Raw genomic sequence first — 14533 nt, 5'->3', positions numbered from 1 at the left:
TACGATTTTACTATACAACTCTATTTTTTCGTGTGGCACCATTCATATATAAATGCTGTTATCACTTTTGTAAATTCAATTAACTGTTCAACTTCAACTTTCTCATTTACAGAATGTGCTTCTTCTAATGTACCTGGTCCATATATAATCGCTGGAATATGAAACTCACTAAACCAACCGCCATCAGTTACCGTTGCAGACATATCTAAAATTGCATTTTTTGATAGAATAGACTCGTGTACTGAGCTAAGTTTTTTTACAGCTTTATGTTCACTATCTACTTCTAATGAAGGGAAAATTTCACCACGATCTACAATCATTGATTCTCCGCCCCACTTAAATTGTGGCGGATTTTCACTTAACCATGGATCGGCAGCTGCCACCTTTCCAATATACTCTTCAATTTCGTTTATTATTTGTTCATGTGTTTCATTCGGATAGAAGTGCACTGTTATCCACAATCGGCACTCATCCGCAATAAACGCCGCATGCCTTCCTCCCTCAATAACAGCTGGATTAATTGTTGTTGTTCCAGATGGATAGCCTTCATATGTTTTCATAACTGCCCAGTGGCGCTCTAATTCTTGTAAGCTTTGTACAATTTTCATCATTTTTTCAATCGCACTCGCTCCAAATAGACGTCCTCCAGCATGGATCATTTGTCTGCGCGTTGCATCATGAAACGTTTGCGGACTTTTCACTGTAATCCATCCAGTAATGACACCGCCTTGTCCTTGCATATGTAAATCGCTCGTATCCACTACTACTGCAAAATCAGCATCGTAACCCCTTTTGCAGCATTGAAGTGTACCTGCTTCTCCAACTTCTTCTCCAATTACCGATTGAAAAGTTAAATCTCCAGGTAATTCAATACCAGCTTCTTGTAAAAGTTGAATGGCAAATAGCGCTCCAGCCAGCCCACCTTTCATATCTGCTGCGCCACGTCCAACTAACCAGCCATCTTTTATAAATGGATCAAATGGATTTGTTTCCCACGCCTCATCTGATGACACTTCGGCTACATCCATATGTCCATTAATAATAAGACTTTTATATGAGTCACTTTTTATCCCTTTTTTTACCCCAACAACATTCGGATCATTCGGATATACATCCCATTTATCAATACTAAAATTTCGTTTGCTTAAAAACTCTGCAACAAATTCTTGCGCTTCATTTGTATTTCTCGCTGGCGGTGCTGGTGTTTCAAAACGAATTAATGTTTTTGTAAGTTCCAACAATTCCTCTTTCCTTGAATCTATTTGTTTTAACAACTGCGAAACTTCTGGCTTCATCGCTAACTCCCCTTTGCATACATAGTATGTTTCCAGCTTTATTTTCACAAAAAAAGAGACTGTTTACAATTTTACAGTCTCCTAATTAATCACTATTATAAACTCTCTACTTCCGTTGTATTTGTCTTTTCAATATGCTCCACATTATTTCCCTTATTTCTTGTAGCACGATAAAACAGTAAACAAACAATCATAAATGGAATACCACAATACAATGCCATTCTTTGTTCTGGAATAAAGGCCATGCCAACGATTACTGTTAAATTTAATACTAACGCAAGAAGTGGTACAAATGGATACAGCGGTGTTTTAAATTTCAAGTCCTTAACATCCCCGCCCCGCTTCATGTATGACCTTCTAGCTAATAAATTTGATAAAGCAATAGATGCCCAAACTAGTATCGCTCCGAATCCAGCGATAGAAAGCAGCCATAAATAAACTGTATCTTCCGCATAAATACCTGATAGTAGTGAGAGACAACCTACAATTGTGCTTACAATCAATGCATAAATGGGAACACCGTTTTTAGATAACTTGCCAAAAATCGGACTAATCATTCCTTGATTAGACATAGACCATAGCATACGCGAAGTTGCATATAATCCTGAATTCGCAACGGATAGTACTGCTGTAATAATAACGAAATTTATAATATCTGCTGCATAAGGAATACCAATTTTATCAAATACAACTACGAATGGACTTTCTATTACTCCCGCTTGCTGCCAAGGGAATAGTCCAGCAAGAATAAAAATAGATAGTACAAAGAAAACAAGTATACGCCAAACTGTATTGTTAATTGCCTTCGGGATCGTTTTCTCTGGATTTTCACTCTCACCTGCTGCAATACCAACTAATTCTGTTCCTTGGAAAGAAAAATTAACTGCAATCATTGTAATTAAAATGGCTGATAATCCATTTGGAAACAATCCACCATAATCAGTAAAGCTAGAGAACATTGGCGCTGGTTCATTTCCTTTCATATCTAGAAAACCAAACATTGCTGCCCCGCCCAAAATAATAAATGCAATAATTGTAATTACTTTAATACTTGCAAACCAAAATTCCACTTCCGCAAAACTTCTTGAAGATAACGCATTAATAGCAAAGAGCAGTACCGCGAAAACTACACACCAAATCCATGACGGTACATCAGGAAACCAACGTTTCATCAAAATACTAACTGCAATTAATTCAATACCTATCGTAGCAGACCAGTTTAACCAAGACATCCATCCCACTACATAACCTGCTGCAGGAGAAATATGCTTTGTCGCATACGTTTGATAAGACCCTGCGTCAGGCATCGCAACCGCTAACTCTCCCAGACAGAGCATCGTTAAATACATTACAAATCCACCGACAAGATACGCTACAATTGCTCCTCCAGGTCCAGCTTCATGAATCGTATAACCTGATCCTAAAAAAAGTCCTGTACCAATAACTCCACCGAGTGCAATCATAAATATGTGCCTGCTTTTCAATTCTCTTTTTAATCCTTGGTTTTGATCCATCATATAAATCCCCCCTTTTCACTTTGCCAATCCATTTAATGTAAGCGCTTTTAAAATTATTCACCGTAAAAATAATGATTTAAAAGAGCAAAAATACACATCACTTACATTAATCACTGCCTGTTACTAAAAGATCATCCCTTACTGTTATTAATAACTTTTGATCAGCAATAGCTTGTCCTTCTACTACTTCTAATGATTCAATATAACCACTGATTCCTATCTTAATTTCTACTTTCTGTTTATCTATCGTTTCAATTAACGCTAATTTCTCCCACTCGTATACGTAAGAACTTTCCGTAACAAATAACTTCTCTACTTTTCCATAACAAGGACTATACACACCTTCTATAACTGTCTTCACTTTATAAATTCCTCCCTCTTATTAATTGACACTGAAACGTTGTATATCCTATAAAAATTCATATTCTCCCCTCTAGAGATTTCGAATATTATTTATGCAAAATGCGTACCAAGTCTCTAATTCATATATTAAATGAGCGTTTTACACAAAAAAGCGTGCACAACCGCAAAATTTTTCTATCATTTGAAAAGTTTTAAAAGGAAAATAGCAAAAAAATTTTGCGATTTTATAAGAATTTTAATAAAATTATAAAAAGTCAGTCTTCATAGGGTGAAATGAGGAGAAGATAATCTATGCGTACAGAAGACATTAATTTTAAACAGATCATTGAAATGAATATGCTATATGAAACTTTACTCAATGAACTCGATATCGGGATTCATATTATTAATGAGGAAAGTAAAACGATTATCTATAACCGCAAAATGATGGAAATTGAATCAATGGAACGCTCAGATGTATTATATAAAAGTCCTTTAGAAATATTTGCATTTGAAGAAAATAAAAATAGTACTCTTATAGAGGCATTAAAATTAGGAAAAACAAACAAAAATATAAAACAAACGTATTTTAACAATAAAGGACAAGAAATTACAACGATTAACGATACTTTCCCTATAATAGAAAATGGAAAAATTAAAGGCGCTATTGAAATATCAAAAGAAATTAGTAACTTAAAGCAAACAATAAGAATGGGCCCTTCTCGAAAACAAAGCACTAAATTTACCTTTGATCACATAATTGGTGATTCTGAAGCTATTCAATCAATCATTACTGAAGGAAAAAGAGTAATTCGTACATCTTCCTCCATACTTCTAGTAGGAGAAACAGGAACTGGGAAAGAGCTATTTGCACAAAGCATCCATAATGAAAGTCAGCGTTCAACAAAACCCTTTATTTCACAGAACTGTGCCGCTATACCTGATACACTCATGGAAAGCTTATTATTCGGTACAAACCGAGGTGCATTTACAGGAGCTATCGATAAAGCTGGTTTATTTGAAGAAGCGAACGGAGGAACTTTGTTATTAGATGAAATCAACTCATTAAGTCCAGCACTTCAAGCGAAGTTACTACGAGCTATACAAGAAAAAACAATACGAAGAATCGGAGGCACACACGAAAAAGAAATTGATGTTCGTATTATAGCAACTATCAATGAAGATCCTTTCGAAGCCATCGCACATAATCGATTAAGAGAAGACTTATATTACCGATTAAGCGTCGTTACTTTATGTCTTCCGCCTTTACGTGAAAGAAAAGAAGATATTCCAGCTCTTGTTCAGCACTTTATTGAAAAATATAATACTCAATTCGGGCTCAACGTAACCGATGTAGATGTAAATGTAAGAGAATTTTTCTATGCATACGATTGGCCTGGAAACGTACGGGAGTTGGAACATATAATTGAAGGTTCCATGAACTTGATAGAAGATGAAACCATCATTACAGCGTTTCATATGCCTACTCGCTTTCGTGAACGAATAAAAACAGAATTCAATATGCAACATGCACTAACTAATCACAATACTGATGCACCTAAAACTTTAAAACACACAATAGAAAAAATGGAAAAGAACTACATTAACCAAATTCTTAAAGAGAATCATGGCAACATCTCACAAGCTGCAAAATTTTTAGGATTAAGTAGGCAAAACTTACAATATCGAATTAAAAAACTGCATTTACACATATGAAATAAACATGTCTCCAAGTATAAAAACAACTTGGTAAAATATGTTATAATAAACATATAACATGCTAGAAAGGGGCTATATATATGGGTAATGATAAAAAATTAAAGTTATTACAATACTTATACTTTTTCCCTGCCATGCTCTGTATGATGTTATTCATTAATGCCGATGTAAGCAGCTCTCCTTATGCAAAGCTATTAGGAACAATTTTTGGCTCCTTTGCAGCTATTATGCTTGCTGCTTTTTGGAATTTGAAGCTACGTATAAAAAACGATAAATCTTCGTAATACTAAAAAAATCGAGCTACTTAGCCCGATTTTTTTATTTGCCATTAAAACTCAACATTCTCTAAATACAATCCACTTGCCTCAGCAAGACAATTAATTTGATTGCGCTGCTTTTCTTCTAAAATGTTTGGAATTGCTTCAGCATCTAATTGTCCTAATCCAACTTCAATTAATGCCCCAACAATTTTTCTTACCATATTATGAAGGAAGCCGTTACCACTTACTCTAATTTGTACAAACCCTGCCTCTTCCATCACATCAAGTGTATATACTTCTCGAACCATAGATTTTTTCTTTGATTTCGCATTTGAAAAAGCAGTAAAGTCATGTGAACCAACTAAATGTTTTGCAGCTGCTTTCATGCTTTTCACATTTAATTTTTTATTCACATGCATGCTGTATTTACGCATAAATGGATTTGTATGCTCTTCATTCCAAATTTTATACAGATATGTTTTTGCTTTAGAGTTGTAACGAGCATGGAAGCGATCATGTACTTCTTCCACATCCGTAATGCTAATATCATTGGGTAAATATTGATTTAAATATTTTTTCACTTTATGTTCCACTAACTTCTCATCACTTTGAAAGTTAGCAACTTGATTCAAAGCATGTACACCAGCGTCTGTTCTACTACAACCGATAATTTCAATTTCTTTTCCGACCATTTCAGATATGACACTTTCGATTTTTCCTTGAATCGTATTATCGTTATTACCGAGACGTTGCCATCCTTTAAAACGTGCGCCGTCGTACTGAATCGTTAATTTATAATTATTCATCGTATTCTCCTTGTCTTAATGGACTAAAAATATAATCCCTCATACAGCTTTTCCATATGAGGGAACTATAACATATTGTTACTTCATTCTAAAAGGAATAAAGTAATCTATTTACTAATTACGATTCGTTCGAATCCAGGAATCTCCTAAGTATGTTCTAATTTTCAACCAACCAAATGACGTTGTAGATTCTTCAACTACAAATACCGTTTGTGGTGCAAAAGTGCCGATTGCTCTACCGAAAGGTTGATCAAATGCCGTAAATACATTTGGGACATGGTAATAAGATCCTTGTGGCGCAATCCATTTTTCTCCAACTCCAGCCTTAATTTTCTTCCAACCATTTTCTCCTTGTTGAAGTACTCTTACAGATTGGGCTGAGAATTTCACACCGTGATGCATGTACTTAGGTTCATTGTATGCATAAAAATCACGATTAATATGTTCCACGTGTGGATAACGAACAATCCACTTTGGCCCTAAATACGTGTTAATTAAAGACCAACCGTTTTCTTTTGTCTGCAAAATATTAACCGTTTGTGGAGCGAACCAAGCATCTGGATTTTTAGCTTCAGGGCTACTGTATGCTGCAAAATTCTGCTTCATTATTTGTGGCATTCCATTTACACTTGTCCACTTCTGCCCCAAATATGTATCAATCAAAATTTCACCTCTTAGTGTACCATCACGTGCAATAACAGTTTGAGGACCAAATACGTACTTCGCACTGTCCATATTAATCCAATCAAAAGCTTCAAAATTTCGATTAATTTCTACTTTCGCGCCCTCTGGTGCAATAAATCCGCCACTTATCTTCCACCATCCACTAGGATGTTGATTTGTAACATAAACCCTTTCTCCTGGCTGCAGTTCTTTTTTCACAGGCGAATTAAAACTGCGGCTTTCATATACTTTTAATGTTTTTGTTATTTCATATGATTCCGCATGTGCAGAAGTTGCAAATAAAGAAACCATCCCAAAAACAAATAATGCCAACCATTTTTTCATACATCTTCTCCCTTTTAGCTTATTTTCTATAGCAAAATTGCTATGTTACATCCATATTGTAATTTATTAATACAAAGTGGTCTATACAATCTGAATACTGTATATTTTTACAAATTCTTTTCGAATGCAGAAAGACATTTCATATACTCCATACAGAAAGTGTGTATGTTGATTACGTAAGGTGATTTAGCTGCTAACATAACAAAAAAATGTTGATGTAGTTAACTACATCAACATTTCTAATCCTTCTTATTTCAACTTTAATCTAACTACATTCTCAACATGCGCAGTATGCGGGAACATATCAACTGGTTGCACATACTCCACTTCATAGCTCTTCATTAATGCTTGTACATCACGTGCTAATGAAGAAGGATTACAAGACACATACACAACTTGTTTCGGCTTCACCTTTAAAATTGTTTCCAGTAATTTATCATCGCAACCTGTACGTGGTGGATCGACAACAATTACATCTGGACGCCATCCTTCTTTTACCCATTTCGGTAACCATTGTTCAGCTTTACCTGCTTCATATTTCGTATTTGTAAATCCGTGACGCTTCGCATTTTTTCTTGCATCTGCAATCGCTTCTGGAATTACATCCATACCACGTACTTCCGCTGCATCATTTGCAAGCCAAAGACCGATTGTACCAACACCACAGTACGCATCCACAATCTTCTCGTTTCCTGTTAACGCAGCTGCTTTTTTCGCTTCATCATATAAAACAACAGTTTGTTCTGGATTCAACTGGAAGAATGCACGTGCTGATAATTCGAATGATAAATCACCAAGTGTTTCTTGAATTACTTCTTTTCCAGCTAATTTAAATGTTTTGTCGCCAAAAATAACAGATGTTTTACGCCAGTTTACATTTTGCATAATTGATTTAACCGCTGGCATCTGTTTTTGTACTTCTGCAATAAATTGTTCTTTATTTGGTAATTCTTCTTTTGTTGTAATAAGTGTAACTTGTACTTCCCCTGTTTGAACTGCAGTACGTGTTACAATTGTGCGTACTAAACCTTTTTGTTTTTTCTCATTGTAAATAGAAACATTTAATTTTTCTAAAATACGTCTTACAACTTTTGTCGCTTCATTCGTTGCTTTATGTTGAATCATACAGTGAGCAATATCAATTAACTGATGTGAGTTTTGTTTATATAGCCCTGTAATAACCTTTTCGTCTTTACGCCCCACTTGTAATTGACTCTTATTACGATAATGCCATGGATTTTCCATGCCAAGCGTTGGACGAATTTTCTCTTCCATACTGTTTTTCATGTACTTCTCAAATGCTTGTACAACGATATCACGCTTTTGATTCAATTGTTCTTTATAATCTAAATGTTGCAGCTGACAACCGCCACACTCCTCATATACTGGACACGGTGCTTTCACACGATGCGGTGAAGCTTTACGAACTTTTTTCACTTTCGCTTCAGCGAAGCCACGCTGAATTTTCGTTGTTTCTGCAACAACTTCTTCTCCTGGTAATGCCCCTGGAATGAAAACAACTTGTCTCTTAAAATAACCAACGCCTTCTCCGTTAATCCCAAGACGTTTAATTGTCACAGGAAACGTTTGACCAACTTCCAACTTACTCTCGTGTTGCTTTTGTATCATTATTACACCTCTACTCTATACTTTTCCATAAATATAACGCTGCATAACTGCAGTATGGTTCACACTCTTGTTTCACTTTTTCTAAAAATGCATCATCAGGTTTATCATCTAATTGAAATATACCTTGCACTGCACGCTGAATCCCAATATCCACTTTCGGGAACATATTTTTCCGTCCAAGCCCAAACATTAAAAAGTTTTGCACTGTCCATGCACCAATTCCCCTAATTGGCAACAATTGTGCCCCAACCTCTTCTTCCGTCCCATTTTCTATACTCGCTAAATTTAATGTACCACTGACAATACTTCGACCTAATCCTACTATATATTCAGCCTTTCGCTGACTAAACTTCTGCTCTCTCAATTCTTCAATTGAAATATTTGCTACTATTTCCGGAGTCGGGAAAAAGAATACACCGTTCTTTTCTGTTCCATACCGTTTCACAAATTGTTCTGTTAACACAGTAGCAAATTTCAAATTTATTTGTTGATGAATGATACAGCGAAGAAGACAAGCAAAATAATCAAATTCTAAAATAATTGGAGTATAAGCATATGTTTCAAATAGTGGACGTAATGATGTGTTTAAAAAATGATTTTGTATATCTTGAAACGGTTCATTCCAATGAAAAATGTCCCTCATTCGTTTCATGACTTTCTCCGGATTTCCTGTCTGACTAGAAATCCAAAACTGTGGATTTTGAACAGTACCAATCCCTTGTAAGCGAACAATAACCTGTTCCTCGTCTATACAAAGCGGGATATAAATGACTTTCTCATCTAATTGAATGACGTTAAGAGGATCAAAAGATAAACGTTTTAATACTTCTTCAAAATGATACGGATACTCTAACGTAACATGTTCGCTCCACATACGTTTCCCCATCCTTTTTACACATCATTATAGCATGAGAAAACCGTAAGCATACATGCTTACGGTTGATTGCTTTTTACTAAGTCATCTAGACTTTTAAAATGATACCCTTTCTCGCGCAAATCATCAATGATTTTCGCAAGTGCTTCTGCATTATCTTTTGATATTGCATGAAGTAATAAAACAGATCCTGGATGAATCATCGTCATAACATTATTATGTGCATATTGCCATCCTCTTTGCTGATCCACTTTCCAATCCAAAAATGCAAGTGACCAAAATACATTATAGTAGCCCATTTCTTTCGTAAGAGCTAACGTTCTTTCACTAAATACGCCGCGCGGAGGACGTACATATTTCACTTCTTTTTGCCCAGTTACTTTTTTAATTTCTTCCGTTACACTCGTTAATTCTTCACGAAGCTTCTCATCATTTACCGCTGTAAAATCAGGATGACTCCAAGAATGATTTCCAATAATGTGTCCTTCATCCTTCATTCTTAACAATAAATCTTTTTGTGTTTTAATGTAATGCCCCGTTACAAAGAAAGTTGCTGGTACTTTTTTCTCTTTTAATACATCTAAGATTTTGCCTGTGTATCCATTCTCATATCCATTATCAAATGTTAAATAAATATCTTTTTTCTTCGTATCTCCTAAATAAAACCCACCATTTTTTTGCAGTAAATCCGTATATAACTTTCCTGCATCTGGTACTGTTTCATTTTTAGGACGCGGGATTCCCCAGTTATGTGGAGTATTTGTATAAGCCAATGCCGAAACTGGAACAAGTGCCATCATAATTGAAAAAATGAGACCGATATACAACCATTTATATTTCATAAATAGTCTCCTTTCCATATATAATCGTACCTGTAGTTTCTGTTTACTTACTTACTTTCATGCTGTGCATGTTTTTCTATATATACCAAAAAATGCATCTCGAAAGATTCGAGATGCATTTTTGTTTATTTAAATACCGGCTCTTTAAAGCTCGCTAATTTTTCAAGTGATGTTTTATCAACATCTGCATGTAAACTATTACCATGAGAGTCCATCGTTACAACTGCTTTAAAACCTTCAATGCGTAAATGCCACATTGCTTCTGGAATACCAAATTGTAAGAAATCAACATCTTTCACTTCTTTAATACATTCAGCATAATATTGCGCCGCACCGCCAATTGCGTTTAAGTACACGCCGCCGTGTTCTTCTAAAGCCGCTAATGTTTTCGCACCCATACCGCCTTTTCCAATAACAGCGCGAATACCAAATTTCTTCATAATATCGCCTTGGTACGGTTCTTCACGAATACTTGTCGTTGGACCTGCCGCTTTAATTTGCCAATTGTCATTGTCATCTTTCACAACAACTGGACCACAGTGGTAAATAATTTGTCCATTTAAATCTACTGGACAATCATTATCCATTAAATGCTTATGGATTGCGTCACGACCTGTATACATCATGCCATTAATTGTTACAACATCACCAACGCGAAGTCCACGAATTTGCTCTTCTGTAATTGGTGCTTGTAATACAATCTCACGTTGCTCTGTTTTTTCTTGTGCTTCATGCTGAAGTGTATCTTCACCTTCTTGATATAACCAATCCATAATTTCACCTGTTTCAGGATGGATTGTTACACCTAGGCGGCGATATGCCCAGCAATTATACGCCACAGATACGTAGAAGCTAGCCGGCAGGCGGTTATACACGCCAATTTTACAGCCCAGTAAAGTTGTTTCTCCACCAAATCCCATTGTACCAATGCCAAGCTTATTCGCATTTTCTAATACGTACTCTTCAAGTTGTTGTAACTCTGGTACTGGATTGACATCATCTAATGTACGGAATAATTGATTTTTGGCTAATTCATAACCTGATGTGCGGTCTCCCCCGATACCAACACCAATTACACCAGCACTACATCCTTGACCTTGTGCTTGGTATACTGCATGAAGAAGGCATTTACGAATTCCTTCTAAATCACGGCCAGCTCGTCCAAGTCCTTCTAGTTCACACGGTAAGCTATATTGAATATTTTTATTCTCACAGCCACCACCTTTTAGGATTAAACGTGCATCAATATAATCTTTTTCCCATTGTTCAAACTTAATAACCGGTGTACCTGGTCCTAAATTATTTCCACTATTGTCTCCAAAAAGAGAGTCAACAGAATTTGGACGAAGTTTACCATCTTTTGTCGCCCGCTCAAGCGCATTATAGATAGCTTCCTTCAACTTTAATTGATTCACACCAACTGGTGTATAAATTTTAAACGTTGGCATCCCTGTATCTTGGCAAATCGGTGAGATGTTATCATCAGCCATTTTAATATTATTTGTAATTGTGCCAAGTGCCATCGCAGAACGAGTCCCTGCATTTTCTCGCTCTTTCGCTTGTTGAATCGCACGACGAACATCTTTCGGTAAGTTCGTTGACGTTTCAACAATTAGTTGATACATGCTTTCTTGAAGCTTTTCCATTGTTACTTCCCCCTCAATTGTGAACGCTACCAAAACGTTATGAGCTGAAAATTCCATTGTTATGCTCTTTAGCTTTTTATTTGTTTCACGCTATTAAAGCATAAATGAAATTTTTCACAACTTGATTATACCTCTTTTTCTATCGTCCTTCTATTATCCGCACAGAAAAAGGCTACCAAATTGGAATTGGCAGCCTTTTTAATATATTATTCGTCTTTTTTAAATTGCTCACATTTTAATTCTAATTCATCTAACATTGCAAGAAGACGATCTACATCTTCTAATTCTACTTCTTCAGGTTCAATTGTATCAATTACTTCAATGAACATATTTAAACGCTCTTTTAAATATACTAATTGTGTATCTTTATCTTGAATTGCTTTTCCCATGAAGGCACTCTCCTTTTAATTCGAGTTGCTTTTATTATACCGCAAAAATGATTGCTATGGGCATGAAATTTCATCAATTTTGTCACAGTCCTCCACTATAATGTAAGCCCTCTCTCTTTTCACGCTAAAAAGTTTCACTTTATAAAAAGCACATATTCTTCTATTATAGAGAATGGACAAATTGTTATTTCAATAGTCAAAGGAGTATTTCATATGACGATATCACAAAAAATGAAGCCGATTACTCCTTCTTACGATCCATGGGAAGCGTATATGGACCTTGAAGAGTACGGCAAACTACTATTAACAAATGTTGAATTTACAACGACGACGTTATGCAATATGCGCTGTGAGCATTGCGCTGTTGGTTACACGTTACAGCCGAAAGACCCAAATCCGCTTCCGATGGATCTTTTATTAAAACGATTAGATGAGATTCCTCATTTACGTTCTTTAAGTATTACTGGCGGAGAACCTATGCTTTCAAAGAAATCCGTCGACAACTATGTAACACCACTCTTAAAATACGCCCATGAACGAGGCGTTCGCACTCAAATCAACTCTAACTTAACTATAGATTTAGCACGTTACGAACAAATTATTCCTTATTTAGACGTGTTGCATATCTCTCATAACTGGGGAACAATTGATGACTTCGTTGAAGGCGGATTTGCAATGATGGAGCGTAAACCTACTTACGAACAACGTGCAAAATTATTCGAAAGAATGATTACAAATAGTAAGGCTCTATCAGATGCAGGTGTACTTGTATCGGCCGAAACAATGTTAAACAAAAGAACTCTACCACATATTGAACATATTCACCGTCAAATCGTCGAAGAGATGGGCTGTAAACGTCATGAAGTTCACCCAATGTATCCAAGTGACTTCGCGAGTAATCTAGAGATTTTAACAAAAGCTGAAATTCGTAATGCAATTGAGCATTTACTAGAAATTCGCGATGAAAATGTATGGATGTTATTTGGAACGTTACCTTTCTATGCTTGTAGCGATGACGAGCGAGACATTGCCACATTTAAAAAATTACAAGAGAGCAAAAATGTCACTGTTCGTAATGATCCAGATGGCCGTTCTCGTTTAAATGTAAATATTTTCGATGGAAATATTATTGTGACGGACTTTGGTGATGTTCCACTTCTAGGAAACATACAAACAAACACATTACAAGAAGCATATGACAAATGGAGTGCTTCAAAAACAGCAAAATCATTAAGCTGTCACTGTCCTGCAGTAAAATGTCTTGGACCAAATGTTCTTGTAAAAAACAGCTACTATCCGACAGAAGATTTCTTATCAAAAACAGCAAACATTACATTATAAAAAAACGTCAGCTTATAAGCTGACGTTTTTTTATGTTATTGCGAGTGGGAAGAAGAAATGAATTTAAAAAATAAATGATCATGAATTGGAATCGCCGCTCCAATTCCTTGAGAAGTAATATTTTTCACAACAAGTCTTTTTTGATTTCCCTTTAATACAAGATACACTTCTCCAAATGTTACTTTTCCCTTTTCATTTACTGCTGGTGTATAAGCGTATAAATATCCGAGTTGACTCGGACTAATATTATACACACGCTCATGTCCAGTACCATAACCAATAGTTGTTTTAAACGAAAGGGGCAATTGTACTTTTTCAAGCGCTTTGAGAAGCATCATTTTTTTCACATCTGCAGCATCTTTCATATCTGCTGTTAAATCGCCTTCAACCGTCTTTTGTGTTTCTTGCTTATAGCGAAGTGGATACAAACGGTCTCCTCCGCGATTATCATACACATTTCGATTCACTTGTTTATATTCCCAATTAATCGATGTGTCTACTGATTCATAATGTAAAGCCCATTGACCTAAATAAATTTTTGCCCGATACCCTACTGCAAGCGGCGCATTTGAAATTGTCGTTTCATTAAACATCCGAATTAAGTCTGGATTTTCAATTTTAATATTAGCTGTTTTCAATAGTTCTTGAGCAAACTTACTCGGCTGTAAACGTGGCAAATCTTGCGCATCATTTGGGAATGTATTGTCTTTTGAAATATTTAAAACAGATGAAGGCATTTTTGTTCCTACTGTTGTCTTTGCAAAACTCATGTTAGGAAATAATAAAATAAACGAGACCATAGTTGAAAGACATATGCTGTATACTCGTTTCACCTGTCTGGCTCCTTCCTATGTAAAGGTATATA

The 14533-nt window shown here is 35.7% G+C and carries 14 protein-coding genes; 3 read left to right on the top strand and 11 right to left on the bottom strand.

Annotated features, from left to right (window positions below; all coding sequences use genetic code 11):
* Positions 1-20: 20 nt before the first annotated feature.
* The 3 genes from AC241_RS02490 to AC241_RS02480 all read right to left on the bottom strand — a co-directional run bounded on the left by AC241_RS02490 (position 21) and on the right by AC241_RS02480 (position 3173).
* Positions 21-1295: an acetylornithine deacetylase gene (locus tag AC241_RS02490; RefSeq protein ID WP_050842494.1), complete on the bottom strand. Its 1275-nt coding sequence runs from the start codon at positions 1293-1295 to the stop codon at positions 21-23.
* 95 nt (positions 1296-1390) lie between these two features.
* On the bottom strand, positions 1391-2812 hold the full coding sequence (locus AC241_RS02485; protein ID WP_016083638.1) for an amino acid permease: 1422 nt from the start codon (positions 2810-2812) through the stop codon (positions 1391-1393).
* Between the two features lie 106 nt (positions 2813-2918).
* Positions 2919-3173 (bottom strand): biotin/lipoyl attachment domain-containing protein, encoded by a 255-nt coding sequence (locus AC241_RS02480; RefSeq protein WP_000859489.1) that lies wholly within the window; start codon positions 3171-3173, stop codon positions 2919-2921.
* Positions 3174-3466: 293 nt separating this feature from the next.
* Here AC241_RS02480 and AC241_RS02475 point away from each other — a divergent pair, with 293 nt between their 5' ends.
* Together AC241_RS02475 and AC241_RS02470 are read left to right on the top strand one after the other, a co-directional pair.
* Positions 3467-4870, top strand: a complete 1404-nt coding sequence (locus AC241_RS02475; protein WP_016083639.1) for a sigma-54 interaction domain-containing protein — start codon at positions 3467-3469, stop codon at positions 4868-4870.
* A gap of 83 nt (positions 4871-4953) precedes the next feature.
* On the top strand, positions 4954-5157 hold the full coding sequence (locus tag AC241_RS02470) for a hypothetical protein (RefSeq protein WP_016083640.1): 204 nt from the start codon (positions 4954-4956) through the stop codon (positions 5155-5157).
* Positions 5158-5201: 44 nt separating this feature from the next.
* On the opposite strand, the gene truA is transcribed toward AC241_RS02470, so the two are convergent.
* The 7 genes from truA to AC241_RS02435 all read right to left on the bottom strand — a co-directional run bounded on the left by truA (position 5202) and on the right by AC241_RS02435 (position 12327).
* Positions 5202-5939, bottom strand: a complete 738-nt coding sequence (gene truA / locus AC241_RS02465) for a tRNA pseudouridine(38-40) synthase TruA (protein WP_016083641.1) — start codon at positions 5937-5939, stop codon at positions 5202-5204.
* Positions 5940-6053: 114 nt separating this feature from the next.
* Complete coding sequence (locus AC241_RS02460) at positions 6054-6947, bottom strand: hypothetical protein (protein WP_016083642.1); 894 nt, start codon at positions 6945-6947, stop codon at positions 6054-6056.
* Between the two features lie 249 nt (positions 6948-7196).
* Complete coding sequence (gene rlmD / locus AC241_RS02455; RefSeq protein WP_016083643.1) at positions 7197-8576, bottom strand: 23S rRNA (uracil(1939)-C(5))-methyltransferase RlmD; 1380 nt, start codon at positions 8574-8576, stop codon at positions 7197-7199.
* A 10-nt stretch (positions 8577-8586) separates the two neighbouring features.
* On the bottom strand, positions 8587-9450 hold the full coding sequence (locus tag AC241_RS02450; protein ID WP_016083644.1) for a DNA-3-methyladenine glycosylase family protein: 864 nt from the start codon (positions 9448-9450) through the stop codon (positions 8587-8589).
* A 59-nt stretch (positions 9451-9509) separates the two neighbouring features.
* Positions 9510-10292, bottom strand: a complete 783-nt coding sequence (gene pdaA, locus AC241_RS02445; RefSeq protein ID WP_016083645.1) for a delta-lactam-biosynthetic de-N-acetylase — start codon at positions 10290-10292, stop codon at positions 9510-9512.
* A 125-nt stretch (positions 10293-10417) separates the two neighbouring features.
* The gene (gene fumA / locus AC241_RS02440; RefSeq protein ID WP_000413530.1) at positions 10418-11938 is read right to left on the bottom strand and encodes a class I fumarate hydratase; all 1521 of its coding nucleotides are present in this window, start codon (positions 11936-11938) and stop codon (positions 10418-10420) included.
* A 206-nt stretch (positions 11939-12144) separates the two neighbouring features.
* Positions 12145-12327: an SE1561 family protein gene (locus tag AC241_RS02435; RefSeq protein ID WP_000513558.1), complete on the bottom strand. Its 183-nt coding sequence runs from the start codon at positions 12325-12327 to the stop codon at positions 12145-12147.
* 213 nt (positions 12328-12540) lie between these two features.
* Here AC241_RS02435 and yfkAB point away from each other — a divergent pair, with 213 nt between their 5' ends.
* Positions 12541-13668: a radical SAM/CxCxxxxC motif protein YfkAB gene (gene yfkAB, locus AC241_RS02430; protein WP_000156025.1), complete on the top strand. Its 1128-nt coding sequence runs from the start codon at positions 12541-12543 to the stop codon at positions 13666-13668.
* Positions 13669-13703: 35 nt separating this feature from the next.
* Here yfkAB and AC241_RS02425 read toward each other — a convergent pair whose 3' ends face one another.
* Positions 13704-14501 (bottom strand): YfkD famly protein, encoded by a 798-nt coding sequence (locus AC241_RS02425; RefSeq protein WP_002083605.1) that lies wholly within the window; start codon positions 14499-14501, stop codon positions 13704-13706.
* Positions 14502-14533: the final 32 nt, after the last annotated feature.

The organism is Bacillus thuringiensis (assembly GCF_001182785.1).
GTDB lineage: Bacteria > Bacillota > Bacilli > Bacillales > Bacillaceae_G > Bacillus_A > Bacillus_A thuringiensis_S.
Note: the sequence above shows the minus strand (reverse complement) of the source record. Positions and strands in the feature narration are given on the sequence as shown.

Excerpts from the sequence above, each read along its gene's own strand:
- rlmD (WP_016083643.1), bottom strand. The coding sequence starts at position 8,576 with ATGATACAAAAGCAACACGAGAGTAAGTTGGAAGTTGGTCAAACGTTT.
- AC241_RS02470 (WP_016083640.1), top strand. The coding sequence starts at position 4,954 with ATGGGTAATGATAAAAAATTAAAGTTATTACAATACTTATACTTTTTC.
- AC241_RS02460 (WP_016083642.1), bottom strand. The coding sequence starts at position 6,947 with ATGAAAAAATGGTTGGCATTATTTGTTTTTGGGATGGTTTCTTTATTT.
- AC241_RS02450 (WP_016083644.1), bottom strand. The coding sequence starts at position 9,450 with ATGTGGAGCGAACATGTTACGTTAGAGTATCCGTATCATTTTGAAGAA.
- pdaA (WP_016083645.1), bottom strand. The coding sequence starts at position 10,292 with ATGAAATATAAATGGTTGTATATCGGTCTCATTTTTTCAATTATGATG.
- AC241_RS02435 (WP_000513558.1), bottom strand. The coding sequence starts at position 12,327 with ATGGGAAAAGCAATTCAAGATAAAGATACACAATTAGTATATTTAAAA.
- truA (WP_016083641.1), bottom strand. The coding sequence starts at position 5,939 with ATGAATAATTATAAATTAACGATTCAGTACGACGGCGCACGTTTTAAA.
- AC241_RS02475 (WP_016083639.1), top strand. The coding sequence starts at position 3,467 with ATGCGTACAGAAGACATTAATTTTAAACAGATCATTGAAATGAATATG.
- AC241_RS02490 (WP_050842494.1), bottom strand. The coding sequence starts at position 1,295 with ATGAAGCCAGAAGTTTCGCAGTTGTTAAAACAAATAGATTCAAGGAAA.
- fumA (WP_000413530.1), bottom strand. The coding sequence starts at position 11,938 with ATGGAAAAGCTTCAAGAAAGCATGTATCAACTAATTGTTGAAACGTCA.
- AC241_RS02485 (WP_016083638.1), bottom strand. The coding sequence starts at position 2,812 with ATGATGGATCAAAACCAAGGATTAAAAAGAGAATTGAAAAGCAGGCAC.
- yfkAB (WP_000156025.1), top strand. The coding sequence starts at position 12,541 with ATGACGATATCACAAAAAATGAAGCCGATTACTCCTTCTTACGATCCA.